Source organism: Roseivivax sp. CAU 1753 (assembly GCF_054482575.1).
In genome coordinates this window covers 153,629-170,226 of sequence record NZ_JBTLRF010000005.1, presented here as the reverse complement: position 1 = coordinate 170,226, position 16,598 = coordinate 153,629, and the positions used below count along the sequence as shown (strand labels likewise).

At 66.2% G+C, this 16,598-nt stretch carries 15 protein-coding genes; 10 read left to right on the top strand and 5 right to left on the bottom strand.

All coding sequences use genetic code 11. The annotated features are described in order from the left end of the window. Positions 1-12: 12 nt before the first annotated feature. The 4 genes from ACXYMN_RS12385 to iolD are packed head-to-tail and all read right to left on the bottom strand — an operon-like array spanning position 13 to position 4,565. Positions 13-843, bottom strand: coding sequence for a class II fructose-bisphosphate aldolase (locus ACXYMN_RS12385; RefSeq protein WP_459013990.1), 831 nt, complete (start codon positions 841-843; stop codon positions 13-15). Continuing rightward, on the bottom strand, positions 840-1,697 hold the full coding sequence (locus tag ACXYMN_RS12380) for a 5-deoxy-glucuronate isomerase (RefSeq protein ID WP_459013989.1): 858 nt from the start codon (positions 1,695-1,697) through the stop codon (positions 840-842). The genes ACXYMN_RS12385 and ACXYMN_RS12380 overlap by 4 nt, the downstream gene beginning before the upstream one ends. Positions 1,698-1,701: 4 nt before the next feature. Beyond that, on the bottom strand, positions 1,702-2,700 hold the full coding sequence (iolC, locus tag ACXYMN_RS12375) for a 5-dehydro-2-deoxygluconokinase (RefSeq protein WP_459013988.1): 999 nt from the start codon (positions 2,698-2,700) through the stop codon (positions 1,702-1,704). Then, positions 2,700-4,565, bottom strand: coding sequence for a 3D-(3,5/4)-trihydroxycyclohexane-1,2-dione acylhydrolase (decyclizing) (gene iolD, locus ACXYMN_RS12370; RefSeq protein ID WP_459013987.1), 1,866 nt, complete (start codon positions 4,563-4,565; stop codon positions 2,700-2,702). Before iolD ends, iolC begins: the two co-directional genes overlap by 1 nt. Positions 4,566-4,684: 119 nt before the next feature. Here iolD and ACXYMN_RS12365 point away from each other — a divergent pair, with 119 nt between their 5' ends. Genes ACXYMN_RS12365 through ACXYMN_RS12355 form a run of 3 tightly spaced genes read left to right on the top strand, consistent with a single transcriptional unit; the run spans position 4,685 to position 7,844 of the window. After that, positions 4,685-5,788: a Gfo/Idh/MocA family protein gene (locus tag ACXYMN_RS12365; RefSeq protein WP_459013986.1), complete on the top strand. Its 1,104-nt coding sequence runs from the start codon at positions 4,685-4,687 to the stop codon at positions 5,786-5,788. 11 nt (positions 5,789-5,799) lie between these two features. Then, a complete protein-coding gene (locus tag ACXYMN_RS12360; RefSeq protein WP_459013985.1) occupies positions 5,800-6,696 on the top strand; it encodes a sugar phosphate isomerase/epimerase family protein in 897 nt (298 codons plus the stop codon). Between the two features lie 14 nt (positions 6,697-6,710). Then, positions 6,711-7,844 carry a Gfo/Idh/MocA family protein gene (locus ACXYMN_RS12355; RefSeq protein ID WP_459013984.1) on the top strand — a complete coding sequence of 378 codons (1,134 nt, stop codon included), beginning with the start codon at positions 6,711-6,713 and terminating at the stop codon, positions 7,842-7,844. On the opposite strand, the gene ACXYMN_RS12350 is transcribed toward ACXYMN_RS12355, so the two are convergent. Beyond that, positions 7,845-8,840 (bottom strand): LacI family DNA-binding transcriptional regulator, encoded by a 996-nt coding sequence (locus tag ACXYMN_RS12350; RefSeq protein WP_459013983.1) that lies wholly within the window; start codon positions 8,838-8,840, stop codon positions 7,845-7,847. 150 nt (positions 8,841-8,990) lie between these two features. On the opposite strand from ACXYMN_RS12350, the gene ACXYMN_RS12345 reads away from it, so the two are divergent. The 7 genes from ACXYMN_RS12345 to ugpA all read left to right on the top strand — a co-directional run bounded on the left by ACXYMN_RS12345 (position 8,991) and on the right by ugpA (position 16,597). After that, positions 8,991-9,917, top strand: a complete 927-nt coding sequence (locus ACXYMN_RS12345) for a sugar ABC transporter substrate-binding protein (RefSeq protein ID WP_459013981.1) — start codon at positions 8,991-8,993, stop codon at positions 9,915-9,917. A gap of 64 nt (positions 9,918-9,981) precedes the next feature. Beyond that, positions 9,982-11,082, top strand: coding sequence for an ABC transporter permease (locus ACXYMN_RS12340; RefSeq protein ID WP_459013980.1), 1,101 nt, complete (start codon positions 9,982-9,984; stop codon positions 11,080-11,082). A 1-nt stretch (position 11,083) separates the two neighbouring features. Beyond that, positions 11,084-11,878, top strand: a complete 795-nt coding sequence (locus ACXYMN_RS12335; protein ID WP_459013979.1) for an ATP-binding cassette domain-containing protein — start codon at positions 11,084-11,086, stop codon at positions 11,876-11,878. Then, positions 11,875-12,684 carry a 5-deoxy-glucuronate isomerase gene (iolB, locus tag ACXYMN_RS12330; RefSeq protein WP_459013978.1) on the top strand — a complete coding sequence of 270 codons (810 nt, stop codon included), beginning with the start codon at positions 11,875-11,877 and terminating at the stop codon, positions 12,682-12,684. The genes ACXYMN_RS12335 and iolB overlap by 4 nt, the downstream gene beginning before the upstream one ends. 42 nt (positions 12,685-12,726) lie before the next feature. Then, positions 12,727-13,908: a phytanoyl-CoA dioxygenase family protein gene (locus ACXYMN_RS12325; RefSeq protein WP_459013977.1), complete on the top strand. Its 1,182-nt coding sequence runs from the start codon at positions 12,727-12,729 to the stop codon at positions 13,906-13,908. 255 nt (positions 13,909-14,163) lie between these two features. Next, complete coding sequence (gene ugpB / locus ACXYMN_RS12320; protein WP_459013976.1) at positions 14,164-15,477, top strand: sn-glycerol-3-phosphate ABC transporter substrate-binding protein UgpB; 1,314 nt, start codon at positions 14,164-14,166, stop codon at positions 15,475-15,477. A gap of 238 nt (positions 15,478-15,715) precedes the next feature. Further along, complete coding sequence (ugpA, locus tag ACXYMN_RS12315; RefSeq protein ID WP_459013975.1) at positions 15,716-16,597, top strand: sn-glycerol-3-phosphate ABC transporter permease UgpA; 882 nt, start codon at positions 15,716-15,718, stop codon at positions 16,595-16,597. Position 16,598 lies beyond the last annotated feature (1 nt).

Sequence of the window (16,598 nt, the reverse complement as noted above, 5' to 3'; positions counted from 1 at the left end):
GTTTACTCCTGTTTATGCCGGACCAAGCGCGCGCAGGACCTCTGCCGCCGCCGCCTGCAAGGGGGCCTCGACCTCGACCAGGATTTGCACCCGGTCAAAGCGGTCGGGATCGCGGGCGATGGCGGCGCGCAATTCGCGTCCAAAGGCCATGCGCAGCTCGGTTCCGATGTTGAACTTGGCGATTTTCGAGCCGCGCGCCAGCGCCGTGCGCTGCGCCACCGGCACGCCCGATCCGCCGTGGATCACCAGCGGCAGGTCCGTCACCGCCTCGATGGCGCGGATGCGGGCCTCGTCGAGCCCGCCCTCGTGGTCCTGTTGCAGATGCACGTTGCCGACCGAGATCGCCATCGCGTCGACGCCGGTTTCGCGGGCAAAGCGCGCCGCTTCTTCGGGATCGGTGCCCAGCGACGCGTCCCCCGATGCATATCCCACAAAGCCGATTTCGCCCTCGCAGGAGATGCCCGCCGCATGGGCCATCTCGGCGATGCGCGCGGTCTCGTCGATGTTCTGCGACAGGGGCTTGCGCGACCCGTCAAACATCAGCGACGTGAACCCCGCCTCCAGCGCCTCGCGGCATTCGTCATAGGTATAGCCGTGATCGAGATGCGCCACGACCGGCACCGTGACGCTGTCGGCAAGATTGCGGAACATCGCGCCCAGCACCGGCAGCGGCGTGTGCTTGCGACAGGACGGACCGGCCTGCAGGATCACTGGCAGGCCCAGCGCTTCGGCGGCACGGGCATAGGCGCGCATGTCTTCCCAGCCGAGGCAGACCAGCCCGCCGACCGCGTAACCGCCTGTCATCGCCGGTTGCAGGACGTCTTTCAGCGTCGCCCGCGTCATTTGAACTTCGCCACCATGTCCATGATCCCCGGAATGGTATGCAACTGCGCCGCATGGGTGGGCTGGAAATACTGCTTGAGACTGCGCTGGCTCAGCCCGCCGAGTATGGTGAAATAATACATCTCATAGCCCGGCAGCACGCAGCAGGGGTGATAACCCTTGTCGATCAGCATCGTCGAGCCGTTGACGATGTGATAGGCATCGCCCGGCTCGTTGTCTTCGCGCTGCAACATCTGCAGACCCGATCCGTAATCGGGCCGGAAGCGGAAGTTGTAGGTTTCGTCGTGGCGGGTCTCGATCAACGCCCCGTCGTCGCCCTTGCGGTCGGTGTCGTGCTTGTGGCTGGGAAAGCCGGACCAGCCGCCCTGCCCCACGGTATACAGCTCTGACACCAGCAGGCGGCCGACCCGGTCATGCTGGTTGGCACCCAGGATATGCTTGATCTTGCGATGGGTCTTGGTGTCGTCCGACCCGTATTGCACAAGGTCGATCTCGTCGCTGCGCACCGCGAAGGGCTCGAGCACGTCGTCAAATTTCGCGCCCGCGACAAAGACCTCGGCGCTGTCGGAAAGGCAGGTGAAGCGCGCCTCGGCCCCGGTGGGCACATAGACGCCCTCGGGTTCGCCGTCCCAGACATCGACGCCGCGCCCGCCCAGATCTTTCGCGGAAAACCCGCCCACGGTCACATCCACAAGCCCCGTCGCGGGGGCGATGCAGGTCTCGTATCCGGGCACCGCGTAGCCGAAGCTTTCGCCCTTCTTCAGCTTGACGATGTTGAAGTAGTTCAGCGGCACACGCGCGTCCTGGGTGTCGACGATGGGCGCGTTGGCGTTGTCGTAAGGGGCGATATGCATCGGCTCAGACCTCTGTCGGCTGGGGATGATCGGCAAGGAAGGCGGCAAGCTGCGCGTGATCGGGCATCGCCGGTGCGCAGCCGGGTTTCGAGACGACGATCGCGGCACAGGCCGACCCGCGCAGCACCGCATCGCGCAGGTCCAGCCCGTCGGCCATGCCCGCCAGCAGCCCGGCCATGAAGGCATCGCCCGCGCCGTTGGGCTTGATCGCATCGACCGGGTAGATGCCGGTGCGGATCTCCTGCCCGCCCGCCAGCGTGATCGCGCCCTGTTCGCCCATCTTGTAGATGACGATGGCCACGCCGTCCCGGGCCAGCGCCCGCGCTTTTTCAAGCCCGCGCGCCATGTCGCCTGCCATGAATCCGAACTCTTCGTCATTACCGACGATCATGTCCGACGCGGCACCGGCGCGGCTCAGCACCTCGGCGGCGACCTCCGGCGAGGGCCAGGAATAGGGGCGGTAATCGATGTCGAACAGGATCGGCAGACCGGCGGCGCGGGCGCGCTCGAAGGCGCGGAAGGTGGCCCCGCGCGACGGCTCTGCGGCGAAGACCGTGCCCGCCGTCACCAGCGCGCCGAAAGGGTCCAGATCGACCGCCGCCATGTCGGCCTCGGTGACCTGGAAATCGGCGGCGCCGTTGCGGTAGATGACGTTCTGGAAATTCTCGATCCGGCTTTCATACAGCGCCAGCGAGGTGCGGTACTCGCCCGCCACCTTGCGCACATGGCGCGTATCGACGCCGTAATGGCGCAGTTTGTTGATGCAGAACCGCCCGACCGCGTCATCCGAAACCGAGGTGACCAGCGCCGCCGTCGCCCCGAACCTGCAAAGTCCCGCCGCGATATTGGCCGAGGACCCACCCAGATCCGCATGGAAGGTGTCGGCATCTTCGCTTTTCACCCCCGGCGGATCGGCGAACAGGTCGATCCCGGCGCGTCCCAGCACCACGAAGGCGTTGCGCGCGATGCCCTTGCGGACCGCGTCGATGCCAAGCCCCGCCATCACACGCCCCGCCGCTGGCGCGCGCGCCCGGCCTCGGTCTCGGCGTGCTTTTCGCGCACCGCGGCATGGTCGGACACTTCCGGCGTGCCCACCTCCCACCAGGCGTGGCCTTCGGTGGTCCATCCCTCGTAGGCGTCGACGGTCATCACGATCACCGACGTGGTGTCCGCCGCCTTGGCCGCGCGGAAGGCCTCGCCCAGCTGCTCGGGCGTGTCGACGCGCACCGCATGCGCCCCCATCGCCGCCGCATGGGCCGCGAAGTCGACCGCGAAGGGCGCGGGGATCGTCGGCGCATCCGCGAGCAGGTTGTTGAAACTGGCATTGCCGGTGTTGTTCTGCAACTTGTTGATCACCGCAAAACCGCCATTGTCGAGCACGAGGACAATCAGCTTCTTGGCGCTCAGAACCGACGAATAGATGTCGGAGTTCAGCATCAGGTAGGATCCGTCGCCCACAAAGACGATGGTGTCGGCGTCAGGCTCGACCTCGGATTGCGCGATGCGCGCGCCCCAGCCGCCCGCGATTTCGTAGCCCATGCAGGAAAAACCGAATTCGACGTCGACGGTGCCGATATCCAGCGTGCGCCAGTTGGCCGTGACCTCGGCGGGCAGGCCCCCCGCCGCCGTCACCACCCGGTCGCGCGGATCGCAGAGCGCGTTCACCACGCCGATGGCCTGCGCGTAGGAGTTGGGGCCGTTGCCGGGGCGCACGTTCTCGGCGACATAGGCGTCCCAGGTGCGGCGCGCGTCCTGGGCGAACCCGGTCCAGCTGTCCGGCGCCCGGTAGCCCGCCAGACCCCGCGCCAACGCCTGAAGGCCCAGCCTGGCGTCGCCCACCACGGGGTGCGCGAAGTGCTTGCCCGCGTCGTGCCGCGCCGCGTTGAGCGACACCAGCGTGGCGTCCTGCGCAAACACGGTCCAGGACCCGGTAGTGAAGTCCTGCAGGCGCGATCCGACCGACAGGATCACATCCGCCGCCCCGGCCACCGCGTTGGCGCTGTCCGACCCGGTGACGCCCACGGGGCCGATGTTCAGCGGATGATCGGCGCGCAGGTTGGCGCGGCCGGCGATGGTCTCGATCACCGGAATGCCATGCGCCTCGGCAAAACCCGTCAATTCGGCCACGGCACCGGAATACTGCACACCGCCGCCCGCGACGATCACCGGGCGCGCGGCGGCTTTCAGAGCGGCCACGGCATCCGCGACCTCGTCCGTGTCGGGGGCCACCCGGCGGATGCGGTGCGTGCGCTCGGCGAAGAACGCGGCCGGATAGTCATAGGCCCAGCCCTGCACATCCTGCGGCAGACCCAGAAACGCCGGACCGCAATCGGCCGGATCGAGCATGGTCGCGAGCGCCGCGGGCAGCGACTGGATGACCTGCGCGGGATGGGTGATGCGGTCCCAGTAGCGGCTCACGGCGCGGAAGGCGTCATTCACGCCAAGGGTCGGATTGCCGTAATGCTCGAGCTGTTGAAGCACCGGGTCGGGCAGCCGTGTCAGGAAGGTATCGCCGCACAGCATCAGCATCGGCAGCCGATTGGCATGGGCCAGGGCCGCCGCGGTCAGCAGGTTCGCCGTACCCGGCCCCGCCGACGCGGTGCAGAACATGAAGCGGCGCCGCAGGTGATACTTGGCATAGGCTGCCGCGGCGAATCCCATGCTTTGTTCATTCTGCCCCCGATAATGCGGCAGCGTGTCCCTGTGATCGTACAGCGCCTCGCCAAGGCAGGTCACGTTGCCATGACCGAAGATGCCGAAGCCGCCGCCGCAAAGCCGCTGGCGCTGGCCGTCGATCTCGATGAATTGCGCATCCAGATAGCGAATGATCGCCTGCGCCGTGGTCAGCCGGATGGTGTCGTCGCGCATGATGTCGTCCCCCTTGGCGCTGATAAATTGCGTGCCTCTTGCAAACGCGCTTGACCGGAACAGTGGTTTATAGATACCGCTATTGCAACCGGTTGCAATAAAATTCTGGAGAAGGCCCCATGTCCGAGATCGGCATCGGCATCATCGGCGGCGGCTATATGGGCAAGGCGCATGCGGTGGCCTATTCCGCTGTCGGCGCGGTCTTCGACACGCCGTTGCGCCCGCGTCTCGAGATGGTGGCGGCGACGTCGCAAGCCTCTGCGGACCGCTACGCCCGCGCCTTCGGGTTCGCCCGCGCGGCCCCGGACTGGCGCGCTCTGGTCGGCGACGACCGCGTCGATGCCATCGTCATCGCCTCGCCGCCCGAAACCCACCTTGAAATCGTGCGCGCGGCGGCCGCCCTCGGCAAGCCCGTGTTCTGCGAAAAACCGCTGGGCGCCTCGCCGCGGGACGGCGCGGCCATGGTCGCCGCCGCCGAAGACGCGGGCATCGTCACCATGATCGGCTTCAACTACATCCGCACGCCGGCCTCGCAATTCGCCCGCCGCCTGATCGCCGACGGGGCCATCGGCGACGTCACCTGGTTCCGGGGCGAACACACCGAGGATTTCTACGCCGATCCCGCCCTGCCCGCCACATGGCGCGCCAAGGGCGACGCCAACGGTGCCCTGGGCGATCTGGCGCCGCACATGATCAACGCCGCGCTTGCCCTGATCGGCCCCATCGACCGCGTCATGGCCGAGATCGAGACGGTGCACCCCACACGCGGCGGCGATCCGGTGCTGAACGACGACCAGGCCCAGATGATGTGCCGTTTCGCCAATGGCGCGATGGGCCACCTGTTCTTCAGCCGCGTCGCGACGGGCCGCAAGATGGGCTATATCTACGAGGTGACGGGCACCAGGGGCGCAATTCGCTTCAACCAGGAGGACCAGAATGCCCTCTGGCTCTATGAGGCGGCGGGCCCTCAGGCCACGCGCGGCTTCCGCCAGATCCTGACCGGACCGGACCATCCCGATTACCTGCCTTTCTGCCAGGGTCCGGGCCATGGCACCGGCTATCAGGACCAGATCATCATCGAGGCGCGCGACTTCCTGCGCGCCATCCACGAAGGCCGCGCGATCTGGCCCACTTTCCGCGACGGGCTCGCGGTGTCGCGCGTGACCGAAGCCGCCCGCCTGTCGCAATCGCAGGGCCGCTGGCAAGACGTATCCCCCACATGAAGGAGGCTCGGATGAGCATCAAGATCGGCAATGCGCCCTGTTCCTGGGGTGTCGAGTTTGCGCAGGACCCGCGCAATCCCGATTGGCGCGACGTGCTGCGCGACTGCGCCGCGGCAGGCTACACGGGGATCGAGCTGGGCCCCGTCGGCTTCATGCCCGAGGACCCCGCGATCCTGGCCGATGCGCTGGACGAACACGATCTGACGCTGATCGGCGGCGTGGTGTTCCGCGCCTTTCACGACCCCGCGCAATGGGACGATGTGCTCGATGGCGCGGTGCGGACCTGCCGCGCGCTCAAGGCGCACGGGGCCGAGCATCTGGTGCTGATCGATTCGATCTCGCCGCGCCGGGCACCCACCGCCGGACGGGCCGATGCCGCCGAACAAATGGACGCCGCCGAATGGGCCGCCTTCCGCGACCGCATCGCCCAGGTGGCGCGGATCGGCGCCGAGGATTACGGCCTGACAGTGGGCATCCACGCCCATGCGGCGGGCTTCATCGACTTCGAGCCCGAGCTTGAGCGGCTTCTGGACGAGGTTGACGAGGGCATCCTGAAGATCTGCTTCGACACCGGCCATCATTCCTATGCGGGCTTCGATCCCATTGCCTTCATGGAGCGCCACCTGCCCCGCATAAGCTACATGCATTTCAAGGACATCGACCCTGTCGTCAAGGCGGATGCAATTGCCCGCGGCACCGGCTTCTACGAGGCTTGCGGCCAGGGCATCTTCTGCAACCTTGGCGATGGCGACGTGGATTTCCCCCGGGTTCGGGACCTGCTGGAGGGCGGCGGCTATTCCGGCTGGTGCACGGTCGAGCAGGATTGCGACCCGACCCTGCCCGGCACCGACGCGCTGCGCGATGCCAGGATCAACCGCGCATATCTGCGCTCTATCGGCTTCGACTGAGAAAGGTCTGCGACATGGCAAAACTGGGATGGGGCATGATCGGTGGCGGCGAAGGCAGCCAGATCGGCCCGGCGCACCGTCTGGGCGCACAGGCCGACGGAAACTTCGCGTTCGAGGCCGGGGCGCTTGACGTCGACCCGGCAAAGGGCCGCGCCTATGCCGAACGGCTCGGCATCGCGCCCGATCGGGCCTATGCCAACTGGCAGGACATGCTGGCGGGCGAAAAGGACCGCCCCGACCGGATCGACCTGGTGACCGTGGCCACCCCCAACGCCACCCATTTCGAAATCACCCGGGCCTTCCTGCAGGCGGGGTTCAACGTGCTGTGCGAAAAACCCATGACCATGACCGTCGAGCAGGGCGAGGAGATTGTCCGCATCGCGCGCGAGACGGGCAAGATCTGCGCGGTGAACTACTGCTATTCGGCCTATCCGATGATCCGCCAGATGCGCGCCATGGTGGCGGCGGGCGAACTGGGCGCGATCCGCTGCGTCGTGGCGAATTTCAGCCATGGCCATCATGCGGCGGGCGACGATGCGGACAACCCGCGCGTGCGCTGGCGCTACGATCCGGCGCAGGCGGGCGTGTCGGGCCAGATGGCCGATTGCGGCATCCACGCGCTGCATCTGGCCAGCTTCATCGCCGGCGACGAGGTCCGCAGCCTGTCCGCCGATTTTGCCTCGACCGTGGCCGGGCGCGTGCTCGAGGACGACGCCATGGTCAACTTCCGCACCGAACGCGGCACCGTCGGCAGGCTGTGGACCTCGACCGTGGCGCTGGGGCGGATGCATGGGCTCGATATCCAGATCTTCGGCGAAAAAGGCGGCCTGCGATGGGCGTCAGAGCAGCCCAACCAGGTCTATTATCAACGCCTGGGCGGTCGGGTCGAGATCATGGAAAAGGGCGAATCCGGCCTGGACGACGACGCCGCGCGGCTGTCCCGCGTCGCCATCGCCCACCCCGAGGGCTTCCCGCTGGCGGTGGCCAATATCTATGTCGATCTTGCCGCCCGCATCCGGGGCGAGGACCGCGACGGCCTGCCCGGCGCCGAGGACGGTCTGCGGTCGATGGCGGCGGTGTTCGCGGCGGTGGATTCGGCGCGGCGGGACGGAGCCTGGGTCGATGCCCGCCCGCCGATGTTTCGCTGATCAGAGCGGGCGCAGCGTGCCCCGCTCGATCACCTGACAGGCAAACAGCCGCGCTTCGGGGTGGCGGTCTGGGTCGTCCAGCATCGCCACCACCAGTTCGATCGAACTGTCGATGATCTGACGGATCGGCTGGCGAATCGTGGTCAGGTTGATGTTCTGCCAGCGCGCCATGTCCATGTCATTGAGCCCGATGATGCCGACATCCTCGGGCACCCTGCGACCGTTTTCGCGCAACGCCGACAGCGCCCCGATGGACAGCACGTCATCGCCGCAGAAATACGCCTCGCACAGCGGGGCCGCCAGCAGCGACAGCATCTCGCTCCGGCCCGCATCGAAGGAATAGGCCGCGGCGAAGCTTTCCGTCGCGGCGACGCCTTCGGTCGCGTCGACCACCTCGAAAAAGCCCTTGCGCCGGTCGATGGTCGAGGTCGCGCCGCGCGGACCGCCCAGAAATCCGATCCGACGATAGCCCCGCGCGATCAGCGTTTCCGCCGCCATCCGCCCGCATTCGACGTTGTCGATGCCGACCACATGCACCTTGGGCGCGCTGGCGAAGCGACCGAAGGAATGCACCACCGGGATGCGCGCCTTCTGGAACGCCAGGGCGAAGTCCGGCGACAGGGTCGAGGATGCCACGATCACCCCGTCGACCGAATATTGCCGCAGCAACTGCAGCGAATGGGCGGGGTCCGTCTCATCGGTCAGGTTCACCAGCAAGGGGCGCAGGCCCCGGTCCTGCAACAACCGGGTGAACAGGTCGAACACCTGCAAGAACAGCGGGTTGTGGAAGTTGTTCGAAATCAGGCCGATCAGCTTGGTCCGACCCGTGGTCAGGGACGAGGCCAGCGCGTTGGGGCTGTAGCCCAGTTCCTGCGCCGCCTTCTCGACCTTGCGGCGGGTCTTGGCCGACACCGACGCGCCTTCGGTATAGGTGCGCGACACCGCGGACCGAGACACGCCCGCGCGCTCGGCCACGTCTTTCAATGTCACGGGCATCGGTCACCTCTCTGGTTGCCGCGGTGTCAGCATCGGACGGAAGCGGCCCTCTCTGCAACCGGTTGCAAAAATTTTCGATCCATGCTTTCCTTCCGATAAGGTCCGAGGACGGCCTTTGAAAGACTGCAAAAGTCTTATTTGGGAGGAACTATGAAACATTTGATGAAAACCACCTTTGCCGCCGCGGCATTGGCCATCGCCACGCCCGCGCTTGCGACGGACATCATCGTGGTCAGCCACGGTCAGGCCAGCGACCCGTTCTGGTCCGTGGTCAAGAACGGCGTCGAGAAGGCTGCGGCCGATACCGGGGCCAACGTCGAATACCGCGCGCCTGAAACCTTCGACATGGTCGCGATGAGCCAGCTTATCGATGCCGCCGTCAACCAGGAGCCGGACGGCATCGTCGTGTCGATCCCCGATGCCGACGCGCTTGGCCCGTCCATCGAAAAGGCCGTGGCCGCGGGCATTCCGGTGATCTCGATGAACTCGGGCTCGGACGTTTCCAAGGGCCTCGGCGCGCTGCTGCACGTGGGCCAGGAAGAGTACGACGCCGGCCGCGCCGCTGGCGAGAAGATGGCCGAGATGGGCAAGACCAACGCCATCTGCATCAACCACGAGGTCGGCAACGTGTCGCTTGACGATCGCTGCGCGGGCTTCGAGGAAGGCTTCGGCGGCACCGTGACCGTCCTGCCCACCACCAACGACCCCGCCGAGATCGAGGCCAAGGTGAAGGCGTCGCTCGATTCCAACCAGGACATCGACGCGGTCATGGCGCTGGGTGCATCGCTGGCCGGTGAACCTGCGGTTGCGGCTGTCGCGGCTGTCGGCGGCAGCGGCGAGATTGCGGTCGCGTCCTTCGACCTGTCGGCCAACTTCCTCGAGTCGGTCCAGAACGGCGAAGCCGCCTTTGCCATCGACCAGCAGCAGTTCCTTCAGGGTTACCTGCCGGTCGTATTCCTGGCGCTGCATGCGCAATACGGTCTGGTGCCGGGCGGCAACGTTCCCTCGGGTCCGAACCTGATCACCGCCGACAAGGCCGGTCAGGTGGTCGAACTGTCCGCCAAGGGCATTCGCTGATCGACGCAACGGGCGGGACGGCACGCAGCCGCCCCGCCCTTTCAGCAATCCGGGGGGACACGAGATGCCGACAGATGCTGCGACCGACGAACGGATCCGGCAGGAATCCTTTTTCTCACGCGTGATGAAGCGACCCGAACTGGGTGCCATCGCGGGGGTCATCCTGGTCACCGTGTTCTTCCTGCTGACCGCCGATCCGGCGATGTTCACGCTGGCGGGCTTCATGAATTTCATGCAACCGGCGGCGCAGCTGGGCATCCTGGCCATCGGCGCGGCGCTCTTGATGGTCGGCGGAGAGTTCGACCTTTCGGTCGGCTCCATGGTGGCTTTCACCGGGCTCTTTTTCGGGGCCTGCGTCGTCACCTTCGGACTGCCGCTGATCATTGCCATTCCCGCGACACTGGTCTTTGCCGCCTGCGTCGGGGCCTTCAACGGGCAGATCGTGCTGGCGACCGGCCTGCCGTCCTTCATCGTGACGCTGGCCTTCCTGTTCATCCTGCGCGGCCTGTCGCTGGTCGGCCTGAAATGGGCGACCGAGGGGTCGACCCAGTTGCGCGGCGTGCGCGATGCGGTCGAGGGCGACCCGCTGACCGCGCTGTTTTCCGGTGACGCCTTTCCGGGCCTCTTTGCGAAATTTGCCGAGATGGGCCTGATCGATACGTTCCGCAACGGCCTGCCAAAGGTACAGGGCATTCCGGTCGAGATCCTGTGGTTCGTGGTGATCGCGCTGCTGGCGACCTACGTCCTGCAGAAAACCCCCTTCGGCAACTGGATCTTCGCCTCGGGGGGCGATGCCAACGCGGCCTCCAATTCCGGCGTTCCGGTGCGCCGGGTCAAGCTGATCCTGTTCATGGTCACGGCCTGCTGCGCCGCCCTGGTCGCCATCATCACGGTGCTGGATTCGGGCTCGACCGATGCGCGGCGCGGCTTTCAGAAGGAATTCGAGGCGATCATCGCCGCGGTCATCGGCGGCTGTCTTCTGACCGGCGGCTATGGCTCGGCCATCGGCGCGTTCTTCGGCGCCATCATCTTCGGCATGGTGCTGATCGGGCTGACCTATACCGATATCGATCAGGATTGGTATCTCGTCTTCCTTGGCGGCATGCTGCTGATCGCGGTGCTGTTCAACAACATGATCCGCAAACGCGTCACGGGGGAGCGGTAAGATGAACTCACGCACGGAACACGCGCCCATTGTCCACATGGACAAGATCGAAAAGCACTTCGGCAACGTCATCGCGCTTGCCGGGGTGTCCTTCGACATCGCCCCCGGCGAATGCCACTGCCTTCTGGGCGACAACGGCGCGGGCAAGTCGACCTTCATCAAGACCATGGCCGGGGTGCACAAGCCCTCGAAGGGCAAGATCATGTTCGAGGGCCGCGAGATGGACTTCGACAGCCCCCGCGACGCCATGGAGGCGGGCATCGCCACGGTCTATCAGGACCTCGCGATGATCCCGCTGATGTCGGTTACGCGCAACTTCTTCATGGGGCGCGAGCCAACCCGCGGGCGCGGCCCGTTCAAGCGCTTCGATACCGATCGCGCCAACGAGATCACCATGGAAGAAATGCGCAAGATGGGCATCAACCTGCGCGCGCCGGATCAGGCGGTCGGCACGCTTTCGGGCGGCGAGCGGCAGACCGTCGCCATCGCCCGCGCGGTCTATTTCGGGGCCAAGGTGCTGATCCTCGACGAGCCGACATCGGCGCTTGGCGTCCGGCAGACCTCGAACGTTCTGGCCACCATCGACCGGGTCCGCAAGGACGGCATCGGGGTTGTCTTCATCACCCACAACGTGCGCCATGCGATGGCCGTGGGCGACCGTTTCACCGTGCTGAACCGGGGCAAGACACTGGGCACCGCACAGCGCGGACAGATCACCCCGGACGAGTTGCAGGACCTGATGGCAGGCGGTCAGGAACTCGCAAAGCTCGAGGGATCGCTTGGCGGCACGGTATGAGCGAGCTTCTGGTCAAGCCAACCGGTCGACACGGCAAGGTGCACGACATATCGCCCGAACGCGCCGGCTGGTCCTACGTGGGGTTCGGCCTCTATCACCTCGCCGCGGGTCAGACAGCGTCCGAGGCGACCGGCAAGCGCGAGGCGATACTGGTTCTTGTCGAAGGCCGTGCGCGGATCGGCGCCGCGGGCACCGACTTCGGAGAGATGGGCGACCGGATGTCGGTCTTCGACAGGACCGCGCCGCATTGCCTTTATGTTCCGGGGGCCTCCGACTGGCAGGCCGAGGCCACCACCGATTGCGTGCTGGCGGTCTGTAGCGCACCGGCGACGGCCGCCTATCCCGCGCGCAGGCTCGGCCCCGAGGGCATCACCCTGACGTCGCGCGGCAAGGGTCAGAACACGCGCCACATCAACAACATCGCAATGGAAGACCACGACGTCGCCTCGTCGCTGCTGGTGACCGAGGTGTTCACCCCGCCGGGCAACTGGTCGTCCTATCCCAGTCACCGCCACGACGAAAACGACTTCCCGCGCATGACCTACCTTGAAGAAACCTACTACCACCGGCTGAACCCGGCGCAGGGCTTTGGCGTGCAGCGGGTCTATACCGAGGATGGCAGCCTCGACGAGACGATGGCGGTCAAGGATGGCGACGTGGTGCTGGTGCCACGCGGGCATCACCCCTGCGGCGCGCCCTACGGCTACGAGATGTATTACCTCAATGTGATGGCCGGACCGCTGCGCAAATGGCGCTTCCAGAACGATCCCGATCATGCCTGGATCGCCGAGCGCGACGCCGACTGACCCGGCATCCGGTCCGGCCCCGCCACCCCGAGGAGCACCCCGATGACCCCGCAGAGCACTGGCACCGCCGGCTATTACAGCGCCAAGGCCTGCGATCTGGCCGCCTTTGCCGCCCTCACCCGTCGCAACGTCGCGCCGGAAGACATCCCCCATGCCGAGGGCGCGCCGAAGAACGTCCCGGTCTACAAGGCGACCGCGCTGCGCCGCATTCTGCGGGCCCCGGGCAGCCGCGCGACGCTGATGGCCGAATGGGCGCGGATTCTGCGCGAGGGCGCGGGCGTGTTCGTTCTTAAAGCCGCCTGTGCCGATCTCGATGCCATCGACGCCGCGACGCGGATCTACCGCCGCATCATCGACACCGAAAAGGCCGCAAGCGGCGACGGGTCCGATCATTTCGCCGCCGCGGGCAGCAATGACCGGATCTGGAACGCGCTGCAGAAACTGTGTCTTGCGGCACCGGACGTCTACGTGCGCTATTTCGCCAATCCGGCCATCGATGCCGCCTGCGCCGCCTGGCTCGGCCCGAATTACCAGATGACCGCGCAGATCAACCTCGTCCATCCGGGCGGCGCGGCGCAGCAGGCCCACCGCGATTACCACCTGGGCTTCCAGACCGCCGAGGTCAGCGCCCGCTACCCTGTGCATGTGCACGAGCTGTCGCCGCTGATGACCTTGCAGGGCGGCATCGCCCATTGCGACATGACCGTCGAGGCCGGACCGACCAAACTGCTGCCCTTCTCACAGCTCTACGCCCCCGGCTACGTCGCCTGGCGGCGCGACGACTTCCGCGACTTCTTCGAGTCGCATTGCGTGCAATTGCCGCTGTCGAAGGGCGATGCGCTGTTCTTCAGCCCGGCGCTTTTTCACGCGGCGGGCGCAAACACGACCCCGGACGAGCACCGGATGGTCAACCTGCTGCAGGTCTCCTCGGCCTTCGGGCGCGCGATGGAGCAGGTCGACAGAACCGCGATGTGCCGGGCCGTCTTTCCGGTGCTGCGCAAGAAGCGCGCTGACGGCACGCTGGACGATGCCGCCCTCGATGCGGTGATCGCCGCCACCGCCGAGGGCTATTCCTTCCCCACCAACCTCGACCGCGACCCGCCCTCGGACGGGCTTGCCCCGGAATCCCAGGCGGCCCTGTTGCGGCGCGCGGTCGAGGACGGCTGGCCCCCCAAGGCGCTGGCGGCGGCGCTGACAGACCGGCAGGACCGGCGGCAGGCCTGACCGCCCGCCGCGCCGCATGCACGTAGCCGCGGCGCAAAGGACGCCGCAGCGCAGCGCGAAAATGCCCGGGATCGACCCCCTAACAAACTGATATCGTACCAGAAAAAGGATCCTCCGCCATGAGGCGTCCGACGATAGCGTCTTGCCATATCCCGTCTCGAATGTAGTCTGATCCCATGCCTGGGTCAGCACGGAGCGATCCGTCTGCCGCAGGGGTCAACGATCGCACCGCATCCGGTGCACAGGGAGAACAGTATGAAAAAGTCAACGCTCGGCATCCTTGCCGCCTGCGCAACCGCGCTCACGCCCATCGCGGCCAGTGCGCAAACCGAAATCCAGTTCTGGCATGCCTTTACCGGTCGCCTTGGCGAATTGGTCGCGGCCCAGGTCGAAGACTTCAACGCGGGCCAGTCCGACTACACCGTCACCGCCAGCCACAAGGGCAACTACTCCGAGACGCTGAATGCCGGCATCGCCGCCTTCCGCGCCGGTGAGCAGCCGCATATCCTGATGGTCTTCGAGGTCGGCACCGCCACCATGATGGGGGCCAGTGGGGCGATCCGCCCGGTCTATGAAGTCATGGAGCAAAGCGGCGCGGCATTCGATCCCGACGCCTATATCGGGGCCGTGAAGGGCTATTACACCACCACCGACGGCAAGATGCTGTCGCTGCCCTTCAACTCCTCGACGCCGGTGCTCTGGGTCAATCGCGACCGGCTCGAGGGCGCGGGGATCGACCCCGATGTGGATCTGTCCACCTGGCAGGCCGTCGATTCCGTGCTCGACCAGTTGAAAGAGGCCGGTGAGGAATGCCCGCTCGTGACCGCGTGGCAAAGCTGGATCCACCTCGAGAACCTGTCGGCCTATCACGACGTGCCCTTCGCCTCGAAGGACAACGGCTTTGCGGGCACCGACACCGAGCTGATGCTGAACGGCGAGGCGCAGGTCGCGCATATCGCGAAGATGGGTGAATGGGCCCAAGAGGGCAAATTCATCTATACCGGGCGGCGCAACGAGGGCGGCGCGAATTTCCGCTCCGGGGCCTGCGCGCTCTTTACCGAAAGCTCGGCGGGCTACGCGGGCATCAAGGCCGAGGCGGAATTCGACTTCGACGTGCGGCCCCTGCCCTATTGGGAAGGTGTCGGCAACGCGCCGCAGAACACCATCATCGGCGGGGCCTCGCTCTGGGTCATGGAGGGCCACGAGCCCGAGGAATACGCCGGTGTCGGCGAGTTCCTGAGCTACCTCTCCTCGACCCCGGTGCAGGCGCAGTGGCACCAGGATACGGGCTATCTGCCGATCACCACGGCAGCCGGAGACGCCACCCGCGAGGCCGGTTTCTACGACGAGAACCCCGGCACCGACGTGGCCGTGATCCAGATGACGACGAATACGCCCACCGCCAATTCCAAGGGCCTGCGCCTGGGATCCTTCGACCAGATCCGTGGCATCATCGACGAGGAACTGGAAGGCGTCTGGGCCGGTGACAAGACCGCACAGGAAGCGCTCGACAGCGCGAAAGAGCGTGGCGATCAACTGCTGCGCCGCTTCGAGCAGTCCAGCCGCTGAAGCCTGACATGCGCGCGCCCCGCCCCCCCGGGGCGCGCACCCTATTATGCTGCCATACTGCGCGGCGATGACGACCGGAACCGGCCCGCGCTGACCGCCGCCCATTTCCATACGGGCCCGGCCCGCGCCGGTGGCTTTCGCGCTGCAAGGGGGCCGTGATCCGCCGATCCGGGCGTTCCGGGCTGTGTGCCGCCGCTGCCTGACGTTCGCCAATCTGAATACTCCGAGGAGGAGCCCGATGGAAAAACGCGTTACCTTCAAGGGCTGGCTTCTGCCGCTCTTGCTGATCGCGCCGCAGGTCTTCATCTCGGCGGTGTTCTTCTTCTACCCGGCGGGTCAGGCGGTCTGGCAATCGCTGTTCATCCCCGACCCGTTCGGGCTGTCGTCGCAATTCGTGGGGCTTGGCAATTTCGAATACCTGCTGGGCGACAAATATTACCGCGCCTCCTTTGTCACCACGGCGATCTTTTCGATCCTGGTGACGCTTTGCTCGATGATCCCGGCGCTGTTCCTGGCGGTCATCGCGGACCGCCTGATCAAGGGGTCGGGCACCTATCGCACGCTGCTGATCTGGCCCTATGCCGTGGCCCCCGCCGTCGCCGGAGTCCTTTGGCTGTTCATGTTCAACACCCGCGTTGGCGTGGTGGCGTGGTATCTGGGCAAGCTCGGCTATGACTGGAACCACGTGCTGAACGGCGGCGAGGCGATGGGCCTTGTGGTCGTGGCCTCGGCCTGGGGCCGGATCAGCTACAACTTCCTGTTTTTCTTTGCCGCCCTGCAATCGGTGCCGAAATCGGTGATCGAGGCGGCGGCCATCGACGGTGCCCGCTTCTGGCGGCGGTTCTGGACCATCGTGCTGCCGCTTCTGTCGCCCACCACCTTCTTCCTGCTGGTGGTCAACGTGGTCTACGCCTTCTTCGAGACCTTCGGCGTCATCCACACGATCACCGCGGGCGGGCCGCAGCAATCGACCACGATCCTGGTCTACAAGGTCTTTTCGGACGGCTTCGTGGGGCAGGATCTGGGCTCGAGCTCGGCGCAGTCGGTGATCCTGCTGATCGTCGTCGGACTGCTGACGGTGCTGCAATTCAAGTATGTCGAGAAGAAGGTGCATTACTGAT

What these genes read in the sequence shown, in the direction of transcription:
- ACXYMN_RS12350 (WP_459013983.1), bottom strand. Translation starts at nt 8,840, where the DNA reads ATGCCCGTGACATTGAAAGACGTGGCCGAGCGCGCGGGCGTGTCTCGG.
- iolD (WP_459013987.1), bottom strand. Translation starts at nt 4,565, where the DNA reads ATGCGCGACGACACCATCCGGCTGACCACGGCGCAGGCGATCATTCGC.
- ACXYMN_RS12380 (WP_459013989.1), bottom strand. Translation starts at nt 1,697, where the DNA reads ATGCATATCGCCCCTTACGACAACGCCAACGCGCCCATCGTCGACACC.
- ACXYMN_RS12365 (WP_459013986.1), top strand. Translation starts at nt 4,685, where the DNA reads ATGTCCGAGATCGGCATCGGCATCATCGGCGGCGGCTATATGGGCAAG.
- ACXYMN_RS12345 (WP_459013981.1), top strand. Translation starts at nt 8,991, where the DNA reads ATGAAACATTTGATGAAAACCACCTTTGCCGCCGCGGCATTGGCCATC.
- iolB (WP_459013978.1), top strand. Translation starts at nt 11,875, where the DNA reads ATGAGCGAGCTTCTGGTCAAGCCAACCGGTCGACACGGCAAGGTGCAC.
- ugpB (WP_459013976.1), top strand. Translation starts at nt 14,164, where the DNA reads ATGAAAAAGTCAACGCTCGGCATCCTTGCCGCCTGCGCAACCGCGCTC.
- ACXYMN_RS12340 (WP_459013980.1), top strand. Translation starts at nt 9,982, where the DNA reads ATGCCGACAGATGCTGCGACCGACGAACGGATCCGGCAGGAATCCTTT.
- ACXYMN_RS12360 (WP_459013985.1), top strand. Translation starts at nt 5,800, where the DNA reads ATGAGCATCAAGATCGGCAATGCGCCCTGTTCCTGGGGTGTCGAGTTT.
- ACXYMN_RS12385 (WP_459013990.1), bottom strand. Translation starts at nt 843, where the DNA reads ATGACGCGGGCGACGCTGAAAGACGTCCTGCAACCGGCGATGACAGGC.
- ACXYMN_RS12355 (WP_459013984.1), top strand. Translation starts at nt 6,711, where the DNA reads ATGGCAAAACTGGGATGGGGCATGATCGGTGGCGGCGAAGGCAGCCAG.
- ugpA (WP_459013975.1), top strand. Translation starts at nt 15,716, where the DNA reads ATGGAAAAACGCGTTACCTTCAAGGGCTGGCTTCTGCCGCTCTTGCTG.
- iolC (WP_459013988.1), bottom strand. Translation starts at nt 2,700, where the DNA reads ATGGCGGGGCTTGGCATCGACGCGGTCCGCAAGGGCATCGCGCGCAAC.
- ACXYMN_RS12335 (WP_459013979.1), top strand. Translation starts at nt 11,084, where the DNA reads ATGAACTCACGCACGGAACACGCGCCCATTGTCCACATGGACAAGATC.
- ACXYMN_RS12325 (WP_459013977.1), top strand. Translation starts at nt 12,727, where the DNA reads ATGACCCCGCAGAGCACTGGCACCGCCGGCTATTACAGCGCCAAGGCC.